The organism is Micromonospora sp. SD12 (assembly GCF_052068495.1).
In the GTDB taxonomy this organism is placed as follows: domain Bacteria; phylum Actinomycetota; class Actinomycetes; order Mycobacteriales; family Micromonosporaceae; genus Micromonospora; species Micromonospora echinofusca.
The window spans coordinates 1-15,818 of sequence record NZ_JBQHDF010000030.1 but is presented as its reverse complement, the minus strand read 5'-3'; the positions used below and the strand labels follow the sequence as shown (position 1 = coordinate 15,818).

Sequence of the window (15,818 nt, the reverse complement as noted above, 5' to 3'; positions counted from 1 at the left end):
CGCCACGCGTCGCTCCCGGAGCACGCGGCCGGCCGTGGCCGCCGGGTGCACCGGTCAGCGGCCGGCGCCGCCGAGTGACACGGCCCGCCGCGTCCGGCTCGGCGGGCCGCCCACCGTTGGCGCCGGCCCCTGCCGCGCCTGACTCGGCGGGCCGTCCACCGTCGAAGCGTGGCCCGGCGCCGAGGCTCACGCCGGCGATGGCCACGCGACGGGTCAGCGGGGCTGCTCGGCGAGCCCCCGGATGCCCTCGAGGGTGCCGGTCATGGCTTCGCGCAGGGCGGCCAGCCGGCGTTCGATGATCTCCTCCTCGTGCTCCGGGGCCTGGTCGATGACCAGGCTCAGCCCGGTGCGGGTGGGGCCGATGCGCACCGAGTGCGACAGCCGGCACCCGTCGCCCTCAGGGGTGAGGCGGTACTGCCAGGTGGCCCCCGGGCGCGTGAGGTCGGCGGGGCCACCGCCGAAACGGTTGTCCGGGTCGGTGACCACCCAGCCGAAGACCCGCGGCTGGTCGAACTGCACGACGTGCGAGATGGTGCGCCACTCGCCCAGCGCGGGATGCTGGTTGTGCCCCTCGAACCGGGCTCCGAGGGCCGGCCCCCGGGCGTCATCCAACCAGCTCACCCGCAGCAGCTCCGAACTGAACCGCGCGGGCAGTTCGATGTCCGTGACCAGCTCCCACACCCGGGCGGGATCGGCTGCCAGGTGGAGGTCGCATTCGACCGCCGGGCCGTCGACGTAGCGCACGGCATCCTCCTTCGTGTCCTTCACGGTGCTCCGACGCTCCGGCCGCACCCCGCCGTCGCAAGGCGGGCGGCAGCCGCACCGGACAAGGATGGCCCCTGCGGGCCGATCGCGCTGCCCCGCCGGGCGCCACCTGCGTTGACGCCGGCCGGCGGCCGGGTCATGGCGGCGACGCGAACGGGTATGCCGTCGCATGGCAACCGAGGTCGTCGTGGTCGGCGCCGGTTTCTCCGGGCTGGCCGCCGCGCTCACGCTCGCCCGCGCCGGCGTACGCACGCGGGTGCTGGAGGCGCGGGACCGGGTGGGCGGGCGGGTGCTCACCCGGTGGCTGGCCGACGGCACCCAGCTCGATCTGGGGGCCCAGTGGGTCGGCCCGACCCAGGAGCGGGTCAACGGGCTCCTCGCCCGGTACGGGATCGGCACCTTCGCGTCCGCCGCGTACGGCCCGTCGACCGTGCTGTTCCCCGACGGCCGGCACGCCGGGGCGCCTGAGGCCGCCGGCAGGGTCCTCGACCTGCTCGACGCGTACGCCGAGCGGGTCGACCCGGCCGCGCCGTGGGCGGCGGCGCAGGCCGCCGAGTGGGACCGTACGACGCTGGCCGGCTGGCTGCGCACGGCCGCGCCGGACCCGGCGACCGCCCGCTATCTCGGCCGGCTGCTCGCCGGCGGCCTGCTGGCCGCCGGGCCGGACGAGATCTCCCTGCTCCAGATGGCGTTCTACCTGCGCTCCGGCGGCGGCAGCCGGGCGCTGCTCGCGATGGCCGGCGGCGCGCAGCAGGACCGCGTCGTCGGCGGGCCGCCGGTGCTGGCCGAGGCGCTGGCCGCCGCCCTCGGCCCGGACGCCGTGCGGCTGGGCGCTGCGGTGCGGGCGATCGCGCAGGACCACGCCGGCGTGGTCGTGCACACCGACACCGACCGCGTCGAGGCGGACGCGGTGGTGGTCGCCGTGGCGCCGACGCTGGCCGGGCGCATCCGGTACGACCCGCCCCTGCCGGCCCTGCGCGACGCGCTCACCCAGCGGATGCCGATGGGCTCGGCGTTCAAGGTCCACGCGGTCTACCCGGAGCCGTTCTGGCGCGCGGACGGCCGCTCCGGTGTCGCCGTCTGCCTCGCCGGGCCGGTCACCGAGACGGTGGACAACGGCACCCCGGACTCCGCGCGCGGGGTGCTGACCGCGTTCAGCTACGGGCCGGAGGCGAACGCGCTGCGGCGGATGTCGCCGGGGGAGCGCAGGGCGGGCCTGCTGGACGCCCTGGCCGCCGTCGTCGGTCCGGCGGCCCGGCGGCCCGAGGAGTTCGTCGAGTACGACTGGTCGGCCGACGAGTGGACGCGGGGCTGCTTCTGCGGGGCGCCGACCCCCGGCTCCTGGTGCGGGTACGGGCCGGAGCTGCGCCGGCCGGTGGGGCGGGTGCACTGGGCCGGCACGGAGACCGCCACCCGGTGGGCCGGCTACCTGGACGGGGCGATCGAGGCCGGCGAGCGGGCGGCCGCCGAGATCCTGGCGGGCGCGGGCCGCTGAGCACCGGCGACCCGGCGCAGGGCGACGATGGCGGCGGGCACCGGGCCGACCGGTAAGCTCGGGCGGGCCGTGGCGTCGGACGACCGGTCCACGGGTGACGGCGCGGGCTGAGCGGGGTGACGTGGTGGTGACAGCCGACTGGCAGGCGGGCGGCGCCGATGCCGCCGGGCCGGTACTGGCGCTGGCGGCCATCGCGGGGCGGCAGAGCCTGCGCGAGGAGGTGGCGCACGCGCTGCGCGCCGCGATCGTGGCGGGTCAGATCAGGCCCGGCACCATCTACTCGGCGCCCACGCTGGCGACGCAGTTCGGGGTCTCCCCGACCCCCGTGCGCGAGGCGATCCTCGATCTGGCCAAGGAGGGCCTGATCACGATCGTCAAGAACAAGGGCTTCCGGATCAGGTCCCTGTCGGAGCGGGAACTCGACGAGATCACCCAGATCCGGGAGCTGCTGGAGATCCCGGTGGTGGCCGACCAGGTGGGCCGGCTCTCGGCGGAGCAGCTGCGCGAGCTGCGGGTGCTCGCGCAGGCCATCGTCAAGGCGGCGAGCCGGGGCGACGTGGTGGCGTACATCGAGGCGGACAGCGAGTTCCACCTGACCCTGCTGCGCGCGGGCGGCAACCTGCGGCTGGTGGAGACGGTCGCCGACCTGCGTAACCGCACCCGCCTGTACGGGCTCGACGCGCTGGTCAGGGACGGCCGGCTGGTCGACTCGGCGGACGAGCACGTCCAGCTCATGGACCTGTTCGCGGCGGGGGACCGGGACGGGGTCGTGAACCTGATGCGCGGTCACCTGCGGCACGTGCGCGGCATCTGGGCCGACCGGCCCGAGCGCTAGCCGGGGCGCCTCGCGCCGGTCCGGCACGCGGCCGGCCGGCGCGCCGACCACGGTCGCGGGTGCGGTCGTCGGTGCCGGGGAGAGGAACACCGTTCGGATCTGGTGGACGTCCCGACGACCGTGCTACGGTGCCATGTAACATTTTACTGGAGGTGGCGTGGAACAGATTCCGTGGCGGGGCGTCCTGGCGGCCGCCGCCCTGCCGTTCGACCCCCGTGACCTGAGCGTCGACCTCGACGCCTACGCGGCGCACGTCCGGTGGCTCGCCGACAACGGCTGCCGCGGGGTCGTCCCGAACGGCTCGCTGGGGGAGTACCAGGTGCTCAGCGCCGAGGAGCGCGAGGCCGTCGTGCGCACCGCGGTGCAGGCGGCCCCCGCCGGCTTCTCGGTGGTTCCCGGCGTGTCGGCGTACGGCGCGGACGAGGCGCGGCGCTGGGCGGAGCAGGCGGCCGAGGCGGGCTGCCAGGCCGTGATGCTGCTGCCGCCCACCGCGTACCGCGCCGACGAGGCGGCCGTGCTGGCCCACTACCGCGAGGTGGCCAGGGCCGGCCTGCCGATCGTGGCCTACAACAACCCGCTCGACACCCGCGTCGACATCACCCCTGCCCTGCTGCGCCGGCTCTTCGAGGAGGGGCTCGTGGTCGCGGTCAAGGAGTTCAGCGGCGACGTCCGCCGCGCGTACGAGATCGCCGAGCTCGCGCCCGGCCTCGACCTGCTGGCCGGCGCCGACGACGTGGCCCTCGAACTGCTGATGGCCGGGGCGGTCGGCTGGATCGGCGGCTACCAGAACGCCATCCCGGACAGTTGCGCCCGCCTCTACGAGGCTGCCGTCGCCGGGGACCCGGCGACCGCCGTGCCGCTGTACCGGACGCTGCACCCGCTGCTGCGCTGGGACTCCCGCTCGGAGTTCGTCCAGGCGATCAAGCTCTCCATGGACGTGGCCGGCCGGCCGGGCGGCCCCACCCGCCAGCCGCGCCAGCCCCTGCCCCCGGCCGTCGCCGCCGAGATCCGCAGGACCACCGAGCGGCTGCTCGCGGCGGGTCACCGCTGATGCGTACCAACCGCGTCATCCACGTGGTCGACTCGCACACGGAGGGGATGCCCACCCGGGTGGTGACCGGCGGGGTGCCGGTGATCCCCGGCGCCACCATGGCGCAGCGCCGCGAACACCTGATGACCCACCTCGACCACCTGCGCACCTTCCTGATGTGCGAGCCCCGGGGCCACTCGGCGATGTCGGGGGCGATCCTGCAACCGCCGACCCGGCCGGACGCCGACTTCGGCGTGATCTACATCGAGGTGTCCGGCTGCCTGCCGATGTGCGGGCACGGCACCATCGGCGTGGCGACCGTGCTCGTCGAGACCGGGATGGTCGAGGTCACCGAGCCGGTGACCACCGTACGCCTGGACACCCCCGCCGGACTGGTGGTGGCGTCGGTCGCGGTGGCCGACGGCCGCGCCACCGCCGTCACGATCCGCAACGTACCGTCCTTCGTCGCGGCGCTGGACGCCGTGGTCGACGTCCCCGGACTGGGCCGGGTCCGCTACGACCTGGCCTACGGCGGGAACTTCTACGCGGTGGTGGACCTCGCCGAGTTGGGCCTGACCCTCGACCGGGCCCACAAGCAGCGGCTGCTGGAGGCCGGACTGGCCATCATGGCGGCGGTCGACGCCACCGACCGGCCCGTGCATCCCGAGCAGCCGGAGATCTCCGGCTGCCACCACGTCTACCTGGCCGGCGAGGGCTCGGACGCCCGCCACTCCCGGCACGCCATGGTGATCCACCCGGGCTGGTTCGACCGGTCACCCTGCGGTACGGGCACGTCGGCGCGGATGGCGCAGCTGCACGCCCGGGGCCTGCTGCCGCTCGACCGCGACTTCGTCAACGAGTCCCTGCTCGGCACCCGGTTCGTCGGACGGCTGGTCGACACGACCACCGTCGCGGGCCGCCCGGCGGTGGTGCCGACGGTCACCGGGCGGGCCTGGCTGACCGGCACCGCCCAGTACTTCCTCGATCCCGACGACCCCTTCCCGGCAGGATTCCTGTGGTGACCGAAATGATCCGGAGCCGTTCTCCGCAGTGCCCCGGCGACGTGGTCGCCGAGCGCGCCGCGGTGTCCCCCGACGAGGTGCGCGCACTGGCCGCGCGCTCGCGTACCGCACAGGCCGGCTGGTGCCGGGAAGGGCCCGCCGGCCGCGCCTCGGCCCTGCGCGCGGCGGCGGACCGGCTGCGCGAGCGGGCCGACGCGGTCGCCGACCTCATCGTCCGCGAGGTCGGCAAGCCGGCGGGGGAGGCCCGCGCCGAGGTCGACCGCGGGGCGGCCATCCTGGACTACTACGCACAGGCCTGCTACGCCGCGACCGGTGACGTGCTGGCGCCCTCGCTGCCGGCGCACCAGCCCGGCCTGCTCTTCACCGAACGCCGCCCGCGCGGCGTCGCCGGGCTGGTCACGCCGTGGAACTTCCCGCTGGCCATCCCGCTGTGGAAGGCCGCGCCGGCGCTCGCCACCGGCAACGCCGTGCTGCTCAAGCCCTCCCCGGAAGCGCTCGCCTGCGGCGAGGCCGTGGCCGGGCTCTTCGAGGGGCTGCTGCCGAGCGGGCTGCTGCACGTCGTGCCGGGCGGACCGGCGACGGGCCAGGCGGTCGTCGAGGCGAGCGACGTCGTCTCGTTCACCGGGTCCGCGGCGGTCGGCGCGCAGGTCGCGGTCGCGGCCGCCCGCGCCGGACTGCCGGTCCAGGCGGAGATGGGCGGCCAGAACGCGGCCGTCGTGCTGCCCGACGCGGACCTCGGGCAGACCGCCGCGCTGCTGGCCAACGCCGCGATGGGGTACGCCGGACAGAAGTGCACCGCGACCCGGCGGATCGTCGTGGTGGGCGACGCCCGGGAGTTCACCGAGGCGCTGGTGGCCGCCGTGACGTCGCTGCGGTTCGGCGATCCGGCCGAGGCGAGCGTGGTCGCCGGCCCGGTGATCGACGCGGCGGCGCGTGAGCGGGTCCTCGACGCCGCCGGGGCCGCGCGGGCCAGCGGGGCGCGGCTGCTCACCGGCGGTACGGGCGGCCCGACCGCCGCCGACGACGGCTACTACGTCGCGCCGGTGCTGATCGACGGGCTCGACCCGGCACACCCCGTGGCCCGGGAGGAGACCTTCGGGCCGCTGGCGGCGATCCTGTCCGTGCCGGACCTGGCCGGCGCCGTCGACCTGGTCAACGACGTGCGGTACGGGCTCGTCACCTCGGTGCACGGCCACGACGTCGGCGCGCTGCTCGACGCCGCCCGGCGGATCGACACCGGCCTGATCCGGGTCAACGCGCCGACGACCGGGGTGGACTTCCACGCCCCGTTCGGCGGCGAGAAGGCCTCCAGCTACGGCCCGCGCGAACAGGGCACCGCCGCCCTGCACTTCTACACCTCGGTCCGCACCGTCACCTTCGCGGCGCCGCCGCGACCCCACTGACCCACGCCACCGACCCCTCCACGTCAAGGAGCCGCTGTGACCCGCGACCTGCGTACCGGCAGCCACGACCTGCCCGTCAGCCCCGCGCTCGAGGAGTTCATGCTGTCCGGCTGGGCGGACACCGAGCAGTACGACCTGCCGGTCGACGAGGTCGCCGGCTGGGCCGCGAGGCGGCGCGCGCGGCTGCACGAGCTGTTCGCCGGCCAGCGCCTGGTGGTCCCGGCCGGTGGCTACCAGCAGCGCTCCAACGACCAGAACTACCGCTTCCGGCCCCACTCGGCGTACACCTGGTTGACCGGCGACCAGTCCTCCGACGGCGTCCTGGTGGTCGAACCCGACGGGGACGCCACGCTGTTCCTGCGTCCCCGCTCGGGACGCAAGGACGGCGAGTTCTTCCGGGACCGGGTCTACGGCGAGCTGTGGGCCGGCCGGCGTCCCACCCTAGGCGAGAGCAGCCGCCGGCTGGCCCTGCCGACCCGCCACGTCGCCGAGCTGGCGCCGGCGTTGGCCGGGGCGCACACGCCGACGCGGGTGCTGCGCGGCGTCGACGCAGGTGTCGACGCGCTGCTCGGCGGCGGGGCCACCGCCGGCGACGCCGAGTTCGCCGCCGTGCTGGCCGAGCTGCGCCTGGTGAAGGATCCCTGGGAGATCGCCCAGCTGGAGCAGGCGGTGGCCACCACGACCCGCGGCTTCGAGGACGTGGTGCGGGCGCTGCCGATGGCGATGCGGACGTCCGAGCGGTACCTGGAGGGGGTGTTCTGGCAGCGCGCCCGGCTGGAGGGCAACGACGTCGGCTACCAGTCCATCGTGGCCGCCGGCGCGCACGCGGCGACCCTGCACTGGAACGACAACGACGGGCCGGTCCGCGACGGCGACCTGCTGCTGCTCGACGCCGGGGCGGAGACCCGGTCGCTGTACACCGCCGACATCACCCGGGTCCTGCCGGTCTCCGGCCGGTTCAGCCCGTTGCAGCGCGACCTGTACGAGCTGTGCCGGCGGGCCAACGACGCCGCGCTGGAGTGCCTGCGGCCGGGGGCGCACTTCCGGGCCTTCCACGAGGCCGCGATGACCGTGCTGGTGCACGGGCTGGCAGATCTCGGGGTGCTGCCCTGCACGCCGGAGCGGTCGTTGGCGCAGGACTGCGGCCTGCACCGCCGGTGGACCCTCTGCGGCTCGGGCCACATGCTCGGCCTGGACGTGCACGACTGCGCCGCCGCCCGCTCCGAGACCTACCTGGACGGCCGCCTCGCGGCCGGTCACGTGCTGACCGTGGAGCCGGGACTCTACTTCCAGCCGGACGACGAACTGATCCCCGCCGAGCTGCGCGGGCTGGGCATGCGCATCGAGGAGGACGTGCTGATCACCGACGACGGCTACCGCATGCTCTCCGCCGACCTGCCCCGTCACGCGGACGACGTCGAGGCGTGGATGCACCGCGTCGCCTCATGACCGCCGCCAGCCCGGACGTCGTCGTCATCGGGGCGGGCATGGTCGGCGTCGCCTGCGCCTACTACGCCGCCCGCGCCGGACTGGCCGTGACTGTGGTCGACCGGGGCGGGGTGGCCGCCGGCACCACCGGCGCCGGCGAGGGCAACATCCTCGTCTCCGACAAGCCGCCCGGGCCGGAGCTGGCGCTGGCCCGGCACTCCGTCGCCCTGTGGCGGGAACTCGGAGAGAGTCTCGGCGGGGAACACATCGAGCTGGAACACAAGGGCGGGCTGGTGGTGGCCGCCTCGCCGGCCGAACACGCCGCGTTGCGGGCGTTCGCCGCGAGCCAGCGCGCCGTCGGGGTCGAGGCGTACGAGGTGGCTGCCGAGGCGTTGCCCGGGTTCGAGCCGCACCTGGCCCGGGACCTCGCCGGCGGCGTGCACTATCCGCAGGACATGCAGGTGCAGCCGATGCTGGCCGCCGCCCACCTGCTGCGTGCCGCCGGGGTGCGGCTGCTGACCGGGACCAGGGTCGTCGGGGTGCGCCGCGACGCCACCGGAGCGGTCCGGGCCGTGGTGACCGACCGGGGCACGCTGCACACCGCGACGGTGGTCAACGCCGCCGGCGTCTGGGCCGGCGAGGTCGCCGCCCTGGCCGGGGTCGAGCTGCCGATCCTGCCCCGGCGCGGCTTCATCCTCGTCACCGAGGCGCTGCCGCCGCTGGTGCGGCACAAGGTGTACGCGGCCGGCTACGTCGCCAACGTCGGCCGCAGCTCCGGCGACCTGGAGGTCTCGCCTGTGGTGGAGGGCACCAGGGCGGGCACGATCCTGATCGGCTCCACCCGGGAACGGGTGGGGTTCGACCCGACGATCCCGCTGCCGGCGCTGCGCCGGCTGGCGGCGGGCGCGGTCCGGCTCTTCCCGGTCCTCGGCCGGGTGTCGGCGATCCGCGCCTACCGGGGGTTCCGGCCCTACAGCCCCGACCACCTGCCGATGATCGGCGCCGATCCCCGGGTGCCGGGCCTCTACCACGCCGCCGGCCACGAGGGCGCCGGGATCGGTCTCGCCCCGGCCACCGGGCACGCCGTCGCGGCACTGCTGACCGGGCGCCGCCCGGACATGGACCTACGACCATTCGCCCCGGAGCGCCATGACGTTCACCTTTGACGGCCGCCCCGTCCCCACCGACGGGCGGCGGACGATCGCCGCCGCACTGCTCGCCGCCGGCATCCGCTCGTGGCGGCGCACCCGGGTCGGCGACCGGCCCCGGGGGATCTTCTGCGGGATCGGGATCTGCTTCGACTGCCTGGTACGCGTCAACGGGACGCCGTCCCAGCGCGCCTGCCTGGTCGTCGCCCGTCCGGGGGACGTGGTCGAGACCCACGACGACGGCGGGCCGCGGCCGTGACCGCGTACGACGTGGTGGTGGTCGGCGCCGGGCCGGCCGGGCTGGCCGCGGCGGCCTCGGCGGCGCGGGCCGGCTGCCGGGTGGCGCTGCTCGACGCCGGGTCACGCCCGGGCGGGCAGTTCTGGCGGCACCGCGCCGACACCGACGGCGGCGAGCACCCCGACTGGTCGACGTTCGCCCGGCTGCGCGGGCAGCTCGGCCGGGTCGCGTACCGGGCCGACGCCGCCGTCTGGTTCGTGGAGTCCCCGGCGGGCCGCGCCGACCCGCAGTTCGCCGTGCACACCCGTGCGGGGGTGGTGCGCGGGCGCCGGCTGGTCGTCGCGACCGGCGCCCACGACCGGGTCGCGCCGTTCCCGGGCTGGGACCTGCCCGGCGTGGTCACCGCCGGCGGCGCCCAGGCCATGCTCAAGGGCCAGGGGGTGACCTTCGCGCGGCGGATCGTGGTGGCGGGGACGGGACCGTTCCTGCTGCCGGTCGCGACCGGCCTGGCCGCGGCGGGCGGCACCGTCGTCGGCGTCTACGAGGCGAACGACCCGGCGGGGTACGCCCGCCACCCGCGCGCGGTCGTCGGCGCGGCGGGCAAGCTCGCCGAGGCCGGCCGGTACGGCTGGCGGATGCTGCGGCACGCCGTGCCCTACCACCGCCGGACGGCGGTGGTGGCCGCGCACGGCACCGACCATGTGACCGGGGTGACCGTCGCCCGGCTCGGTCCCGGCGGCACCGTGCTGCCCGGCACCGGCACCCGGGTGGAGTGCGACGGCCTCGCGGTGGGCTTCGGGTTCACCCCGCAGCTGGAGCTGGCCGTGGCCCTGGGCTGCGCGACCCGGCTGGACCGCGACGGCAGCCTGGTGCTGGCCGCCGACGCGGCTCAGGCGACCTCGGTGCCGGGGGTGTACGCGGCCGGTGAGGTCACCGGCGTCGGCGGTGCCGGCCTGGCGCTGGTGGAGGGGCAGCTCGCCGGGGGCGCCGCCGCGCTCTCCCTCGGCCGTCCGCCGCCCTTCCCGGCCCGCCGGCTCGACCGGCTGTTGCGGGCCCGGCGCCGGCTGCGCCGGTTCGCGGCGGCGCTGCACGCGGTCCACCCCGTGCCGGCCGCCTGGCCGGACTGGTGCGCCGACGACACGCTCGTCTGCCGGTGCGAGGAGGTGCCCGTCGCGGCGGTCCGGCGGGCGGTGCGGGAGCTGTCCGCCACCGACGCCCGGGGCGCGAAGCTGCTGACCAGGGCCGGCATGGGCTGGTGCCAGGGTCGGGTCTGCGGCTACGCCACGGCCTGCCTGGTGGCCCGGGAGGTGGGCCGGGCGCCGGGCGTGGCCGACCTGGCCGGGTACGCGTCCCGTCCGCTGGCGCAGCCGGTCACGCTCGGCGAACTCGCCGCCGACGACTGAGCGCTGCGGGCCCGGGCCGCCGCCGATCCGCAAGGCCACGCGGGCGCGCCGGCCGCCAGCCGGTGGTGGCCGCCAGCGCTACGCGCGGGCGGCCACCACTGCCGGACGTGGCGCGGGTCGTCAGTACTCCGACTTCACGGTGACCCCGCTGAACGCCTGCCTGGCGTGCAGGCTGACGTAGTGGTAGCCGGGGGCCGGATTGTCGATCGTGATCGTCTCGCCGTTGCCGCTGGTGACCGACCGGTGGGTGTACGCGCTCGTGGTGGCCCAGCCGCTGGGGCTGTAGTACAGGTCCGCGTCGCCGGTGCCACCGGACGAGGTGATCGTCAGGCGGGCGGTGCCGGCGGGCACCTGGAGGTAGAGGTAGGAGAGGTTTCCGGTGGTGGCCTGGAGGTTGCTCCGCTGGCAGTTGCGGCCCAGCGTCCGCACGTCGCCGCCGGTGCACTCGGGCAGCGCGGCGGGATCGCCGGTGACCGTGACGTCGCGGGAGGTCCGGGCGGTGGCGCCCTTGTCGTCGGTGACGGTGAGGGTGACCGCGTACGTGCCGGCGGCGCGGTAGGTCTTGGTGGGGTTGGTCGCCGTCGAGGTGGTGCCGTCGCCGAAGGTCCAGGAGCGGGCGGCGATGCTGCCGTCGGCGTCGGTGGACCGGTCGGTGAAGGTGGCGTTGAGTCCGCTGGTGGTGGACGTGAACGCCGCGACCGGGGCCTGGTTTCCGGGCGGGTTGGTGCCGCCGCAGTTGCCGGCCGCGCAGGCGCCCAGCCAGGCGTACCAGTCGGTGTCGTAGCGGCTGCCGATGGTGCCGGTCAGCAGCGTGCGGGCGGCGTTCCAGTTGCCCGTGCGGTAGTGCCCGAGCAGCGTGGTGACGTCACCGCGGTGCGACTGGAGCATGTAGCGCACCGCCAGGTAGCCCCACCGGTAGACGCGGTTGGTGTCGTGGTTGTACGTGGTGTCGAAGAGCGTACGCAGGGAGTAGGTCTTCTTCCCGGCCTCGGTGATGGCGGCGCCGTAGGTCAGTTCCCGGTACGAGTACGACACGTACTCGGCGAAGCCCTCGATCCACCAGATGGTGGGGGTGGCGATGTTGGCGGTGAAGTCGCCGTACATGTTGAAGCGACCGTCGAGGTAGTGGGTGTACTCGTGGTTGAGGTTCCAGATCTCGAAGGTGGGCCGCAGCCACTCCGCCTCGTACGCGATGAAGCGCGCCTGGTTGCCGGCGGCCGCCGGGTCGCCTTCGAGGTACATGCCGCCGTTGTTCGTGTCGATGCCGAACATCGGCCCGCCGTACGTCTGGTAGTCGGTGCTGGAGTCGTAGACCACGACCTCGATGGTCGTGTTGCGGTCGTTGGCGACCGGGCCCGTGTCCGCCGCGATTGAGTGGAAGTAGGCGTCCTGGTTGCGCATGCTCGTGCATGCCCAGTCGAGTTGGGTGGAGGTCATCTGCTGGGCGCGGATGCGGATGGTGTTGCCGCAGGTGTAGGTGATCGGCAGGACCTCGGCCGCGAGCCGCCGCTGGAGGTCGCAGGTGCCGTAGTAGGCGCACTCGGCCTTGTCGTAGTGGTCGGTCATCTCGGCGACGCCGACCCAGAGGGCGGCGGTGGGGCCGGTGATCGCGCTCAGGTCGAGCAGGCCCCGGGCCAGGGGTCGCGTCTTCGACCGTAGGGCGGTGTGCTGGAGGAAACGGCCCAGTTCGCGGCCGGCGTTGGAGACGAGGTAGCCGCGGTCGGTGCCGAGCAGGGCCCGCTTGCCGGAGGCGAAGGTGTACAGGGTGTCCAGGACGCTCGGGTCGGCGCTGACCGTGCTGACGAACTCGGGCACCTGGTGGCCGCGGAACAGCACCGTGTAGACGTTGTTGACGGCGTTGAGCATCCACCACGACGAGTCGTACGAGCTGTTGTAGCTGGTCAGCAGCCGCTTCACCACGTACAGGTAGCGGGCGTTCTCCTCCGCGCTGTCGATGAGGGTGACCGCCTCGGCCAGCACCTCGCCGTTGGCGTCGCTGACGTTTCCGGAGCGGCTGTTGGCGAAGAACGTGTCCAGCCCGGCGCGGATGGCGGTGCGCAGGCCGGGGCCGTAGGAGCCCACCGTGGCGGGATGGTTCCACCGCACGTAGTAGCCGGCCCGCAGGTACAGCACGAGCTGGGCGGTGCCCGTGCGGTTGGTGCCGTCGTAGGCGGCGGCGTCGTCCCGCAGCCCGTACGCCACGCTGGTCATCTGCGCCTCGCGGAAGGCCTGGGCGGCGTCGCTGCCGGAGAGGCTGAACAGGGTGTTCACGCAGTCGGTCGTGGACGCCTTGATCTGCTGCACCAGGGCGCTGCCGGTCCGGCTGGTGAAGTCGCTGACCGCGCATGGCGCGGCGGCCGAGGCGCGCATCGACGGGGCGACGCGGCTTCGGGCGGCGTCGGGCCGGTCGTAGTCGCGGCGCAGCTCCTCCCGGGACGAGGGGAGCGGGGCTCGTTCGTTGACCGGCAGCGGCGACCGCCGGACGTGGGCGTCGGCGGCGCCGGAGCCGGTGCCGGCGTCGGTCGGGGCGGCGCCGGTCGGCCTGGGCGGCGGTGCCGCGTTCGCGGTGCCGGCGGAGGCCATCGGGGCCAGCCCCAGCCCCAGGGCCAGTGCCAGTGCCAGCGGGACGGCGGGCCAGCCGCGCCGGTGTCGTGGTCTCGAAGTTCTCACGGGTCGCCTCCTGGCGTTCGTGGTCCGGCCGGGCGGCCGGCGGGTGGTGGTGTGAGGTGGCTGCGCGCTGACGTCCGTCGATCAAGCGGGACTCGCGCTGCGGGTGGCCAGTACAATGGCACACATCACACATCGTGTAAAGAATCGCTGGTGGTCGATATGAGTGACGGTTCGGCGACCGTCCGCAGCCGTTGACACCCGCTCGGCCGGTCGCCTAGGGTCTGCGGGCGACCCACAACTACATAGACGCCGTTCGAACCCGCGCGGGAGAGATCCCGACCGTCCGTCGGGGCGCCGAAGGAGCAAACTCCCAAGAAACTCTCAGGCCCCGTTACCGCTCGGGTGAGGCGAACTCTGGAAAGCAGACGATCCGTCGTCTCACCCACGGTGCAAGCCGCCAACCGGCGGTGAAGCTCTCAGGTCGATGACAGAGCGGGAGGCAACCGACCGTACGACGCGACCGCGTCGGGACGAGGGAGGCCTCCGTGCAGCACAGTCCGACACCCCTGCTCCGCTCACCCCTGCACGCCGTGCGCGCCGAACTCGGCGCCCGGTTCACCGGCTGGTCCGCGCCGCTGCGCCACGGCAGCGAGACCGCCGGGCACCGCGCGGTACGCGAACGCGCCGGCCTCTTCGCTGGAGGTCGGTCCGGGTCGGTTGCGTCCGGCGCCCTCAGCCCCGCCGACGCGGTACGCGGCACTCCGCCGCCGCTCTACCGCCGCCCGCGCTGACGCGCACCGATTCATCCCCAGGAGTGAGCACCATGGACGTTCCCGCGCGTCTGCGCTACAGCAGGAACCACGAGTGGCTCGACGACACGACCGAACCGGCCGCCGTGGGCATCACCGCGTTCGCCGCCGCCGCCCTCGGCGACGTCATCCACGCCGAGCTGCCCGAACCGGGCACCCACCTGAGCGCGGGCGAGGTCTGCGGCGAGGTGGAGTCCACCAAGTCGGTGGCCGAGCTGTACCTGCCGGTGAGCGGCGAGATCGTCGCCACCAACGACGCGGTCGTCGCCGACCCGGACCTGATCGGCACGGACCCGTACGGGGCGGGCTGGCTGGTGCGGGTGCGCCTGACCGACGCGCCGGCGCTGATGACGGCCGACGAGTACCGCGCCTACCTGGCCGACGCCGACGCGGCGGCTGCGGGCCCCACGGCCCACCCGTGAACGTCCGCCGGGGACGCGTGCGCGCACCGCACCCCGGCGGCACCAACCCGCTCGCCGCCGTCCGGCGACGGCGTCGCGACCCGGCCCTCCGGAAAGGCGTTCCATGCCGAACAAGCTCCTGCTCCTGGCCGCGGAGAACGAGCGCATGCGCGCACTGGTCTCGCGGTCGTCCCTGACCCGGGGAATCGTCCGCCGGTTCGTCGCGGGCGAGGAGGATCGTGAGGTGGTCGCGGTGGCCCGCCAGCTCGCCGGGGTGGGCCTCCAGGTCACGATCGACCTCCTCGGCGAGGGGACCACGGCGCTCGCGCAGGCCGAGGCCACCCGCGACACGTACGTCGCGCTGCTGTGGTCATTGCACGCCGCGGACCTGGCCGCGACCGCCGAGGTCTCACTGAAGGTCTCGGCGCTCGGTGGGTCGCTGCCGGGTGACGGGTACGGGCACGCCCTGCGGCTCACGCGCGACGTCTGCGCCGCCGCCGCGGCCGTCGGGTCCGGCGTCACCATCGACATGGAGGACCACACGACCGTGGACGCGACCCTCGCCCTGCTCGGCGAGCTGCGGGCGGAGTTCCCGTGGGTCGGCGTCGCCCTCCAGGCGTGCCTGCGGCGTACGGCGGCCGACTGCCGGCGGCTCGCCCACGCGGGCAGCCGGGTGCGCCTGGTGAAGGGCGCCTACGCCGAGCCCGCCTCGGTGGCGTACGTCAGGAAACACCAGGTCGACGACGAGTTCCGGCGGTGCCTGCGCATCCTCATGGAGGGGCAGGGGTATCCGATGGTCGCCACCCACGACCCGAAGCTCATCGAGCACACCTTGCACCTGGCGCGGGTGGGCGGGCGCAGCGTCGAGGACTTCGAGTTCCAGATGCTGTACGGCATCCGCGAGAACGAGCAACTGCGACTGGCGTCGGGCGGGAACCGGATGCGGGTCTACCTGCCGTACGGCCGCGACTGGTACGCGTACTTCATGCGGCGACTCGCCGAGAAGCCCGCGAACCTGCTGCTGCTGGCCCGCTCGTTCACGCCCGGTTCCGCCAACTGAGCCGCCGGGTGCGGCCGACGCGACAGGAAGTGCAGCCATGATCAGTGTGTTCGATCTGTTCAGTGTCGGTATCGGGCCGTCCAGTTCCCACACGGTGGGGCCGATGCGGGCGGCCCGTACGTTCGTTGCGGGGTTGAAGGCCGACGGGTTGTTGGCCGGGACGGCTCGGGT

15 protein-coding genes and 2 riboswitches are annotated in these 15,818 nt (G+C 74.7%); of the genes, 13 read left to right on the top strand and 2 right to left on the bottom strand.

From position 1 onward, the window contains the following. Positions 1 to 213 precede the first annotated feature (213 nt). Positions 214 to 768 (bottom strand): SRPBCC family protein, encoded by a 555-nt coding sequence (locus tag ACTMS2_RS28705; RefSeq protein WP_441178175.1) that lies wholly within the window; start codon positions 766 to 768, stop codon positions 214 to 216. A gap of 166 nt (positions 769 to 934) precedes the next feature. Between ACTMS2_RS28705 and ACTMS2_RS28700 the strand changes: the two genes are divergently transcribed. From ACTMS2_RS28700 to ACTMS2_RS28660, 9 genes are all read left to right on the top strand, one after another. Beyond that, on the top strand, positions 935 to 2,260 hold the full coding sequence (locus ACTMS2_RS28700) for a flavin monoamine oxidase family protein (protein ID WP_441178174.1): 1,326 nt from the start codon (positions 935 to 937) through the stop codon (positions 2,258 to 2,260). Positions 2,261 to 2,354: 94 nt separating this feature from the next. Next, a complete protein-coding gene (locus ACTMS2_RS28695; protein ID WP_441178173.1) occupies positions 2,355 to 3,095 on the top strand; it encodes a GntR family transcriptional regulator in 741 nt (246 codons plus the stop codon). A gap of 157 nt (positions 3,096 to 3,252) precedes the next feature. Then, on the top strand, positions 3,253 to 4,146 hold the full coding sequence (locus ACTMS2_RS28690) for a dihydrodipicolinate synthase family protein (RefSeq protein WP_441178172.1): 894 nt from the start codon (positions 3,253 to 3,255) through the stop codon (positions 4,144 to 4,146). Beyond that, positions 4,146 to 5,147 (top strand): proline racemase family protein, encoded by a 1,002-nt coding sequence (locus ACTMS2_RS28685; RefSeq protein ID WP_441178171.1) that lies wholly within the window; start codon positions 4,146 to 4,148, stop codon positions 5,145 to 5,147. The genes ACTMS2_RS28690 and ACTMS2_RS28685 overlap by 1 nt, the downstream gene beginning before the upstream one ends. A gap of 5 nt (positions 5,148 to 5,152) precedes the next feature. Continuing rightward, complete coding sequence (locus ACTMS2_RS28680) at positions 5,153 to 6,550, top strand: aldehyde dehydrogenase family protein (RefSeq protein ID WP_250100301.1); 1,398 nt, start codon at positions 5,153 to 5,155, stop codon at positions 6,548 to 6,550. A gap of 99 nt (positions 6,551 to 6,649) precedes the next feature. Further along, positions 6,650 to 7,999 carry an aminopeptidase P family protein gene (locus ACTMS2_RS28675; RefSeq protein ID WP_441178186.1) on the top strand — a complete coding sequence of 450 codons (1,350 nt, stop codon included), beginning with the start codon at positions 6,650 to 6,652 and terminating at the stop codon, positions 7,997 to 7,999. Beyond that, positions 7,996 to 9,144, top strand: coding sequence for an NAD(P)/FAD-dependent oxidoreductase (locus ACTMS2_RS28670; RefSeq protein WP_441178170.1), 1,149 nt, complete (start codon positions 7,996 to 7,998; stop codon positions 9,142 to 9,144). The genes ACTMS2_RS28675 and ACTMS2_RS28670 overlap by 4 nt, the downstream gene beginning before the upstream one ends. Beyond that, the gene (locus tag ACTMS2_RS28665) at positions 9,128 to 9,385 is read left to right on the top strand and encodes a (2Fe-2S)-binding protein (protein ID WP_357663247.1); all 258 of its coding nucleotides are present in this window, start codon (positions 9,128 to 9,130) and stop codon (positions 9,383 to 9,385) included. The genes ACTMS2_RS28670 and ACTMS2_RS28665 overlap by 17 nt, the downstream gene beginning before the upstream one ends. Then, positions 9,382 to 10,767: an FAD-dependent oxidoreductase gene (locus ACTMS2_RS28660; protein WP_441178169.1), complete on the top strand. Its 1,386-nt coding sequence runs from the start codon at positions 9,382 to 9,384 to the stop codon at positions 10,765 to 10,767. Before ACTMS2_RS28665 ends, ACTMS2_RS28660 begins: the two co-directional genes overlap by 4 nt. A gap of 120 nt (positions 10,768 to 10,887) precedes the next feature. On the opposite strand, the gene ACTMS2_RS28655 is transcribed toward ACTMS2_RS28660, so the two are convergent. Then, positions 10,888 to 13,437 (bottom strand): collagenase, encoded by a 2,550-nt coding sequence (locus ACTMS2_RS28655; RefSeq protein ID WP_441178168.1) that lies wholly within the window; start codon positions 13,435 to 13,437, stop codon positions 10,888 to 10,890. Between the two features lie 254 nt (positions 13,438 to 13,691). Beyond that, positions 13,692 to 13,784: riboswitch (glycine riboswitch) on the top strand. A 5-nt stretch (positions 13,785 to 13,789) separates the two neighbouring features. Then, positions 13,790 to 13,870: riboswitch (glycine riboswitch) on the top strand. A 52-nt stretch (positions 13,871 to 13,922) separates the two neighbouring features. Between ACTMS2_RS28655 and ACTMS2_RS28650 the strand changes: the two genes are divergently transcribed. From ACTMS2_RS28650 to ACTMS2_RS28635, 4 genes are all read left to right on the top strand, one after another. Continuing rightward, positions 13,923 to 14,168, top strand: a complete 246-nt coding sequence (locus ACTMS2_RS28650; RefSeq protein WP_441178167.1) for a hypothetical protein — start codon at positions 13,923 to 13,925, stop codon at positions 14,166 to 14,168. 32 nt (positions 14,169 to 14,200) lie between these two features. Further along, complete coding sequence (gene gcvH / locus ACTMS2_RS28645) at positions 14,201 to 14,608, top strand: glycine cleavage system protein GcvH (protein WP_441178166.1); 408 nt, start codon at positions 14,201 to 14,203, stop codon at positions 14,606 to 14,608. A gap of 103 nt (positions 14,609 to 14,711) precedes the next feature. Next, the gene (locus ACTMS2_RS28640; RefSeq protein WP_441178165.1) at positions 14,712 to 15,647 is read left to right on the top strand and encodes a proline dehydrogenase family protein; all 936 of its coding nucleotides are present in this window, start codon (positions 14,712 to 14,714) and stop codon (positions 15,645 to 15,647) included. Between the two features lie 37 nt (positions 15,648 to 15,684). After that, positions 15,685 to 15,818, top strand: a 134-nt coding sequence (locus ACTMS2_RS28635; RefSeq protein WP_441174049.1) for a serine dehydratase beta chain, incomplete at its 3' end; no start/stop codon positions are given.

Coding starts and splice junctions, on each gene's coding strand:
- ACTMS2_RS28700 (WP_441178174.1), top strand. CDS start 935: ATGGCAACCGAGGTCGTCGTGGTCGGCGCCGGTTTCTCCGGGCTGGCC.
- ACTMS2_RS28685 (WP_441178171.1), top strand. CDS start 4,146: ATGCGTACCAACCGCGTCATCCACGTGGTCGACTCGCACACGGAGGGG.
- ACTMS2_RS28680 (WP_250100301.1), top strand. CDS start 5,153: ATGATCCGGAGCCGTTCTCCGCAGTGCCCCGGCGACGTGGTCGCCGAG.
- ACTMS2_RS28675 (WP_441178186.1), top strand. CDS start 6,650: ATGCTGTCCGGCTGGGCGGACACCGAGCAGTACGACCTGCCGGTCGAC.
- ACTMS2_RS28670 (WP_441178170.1), top strand. CDS start 7,996: ATGACCGCCGCCAGCCCGGACGTCGTCGTCATCGGGGCGGGCATGGTC.
- ACTMS2_RS28665 (WP_357663247.1), top strand. CDS start 9,128: ATGACGTTCACCTTTGACGGCCGCCCCGTCCCCACCGACGGGCGGCGG.
- gcvH (WP_441178166.1), top strand. CDS start 14,201: ATGGACGTTCCCGCGCGTCTGCGCTACAGCAGGAACCACGAGTGGCTC.
- ACTMS2_RS28640 (WP_441178165.1), top strand. CDS start 14,712: ATGCCGAACAAGCTCCTGCTCCTGGCCGCGGAGAACGAGCGCATGCGC.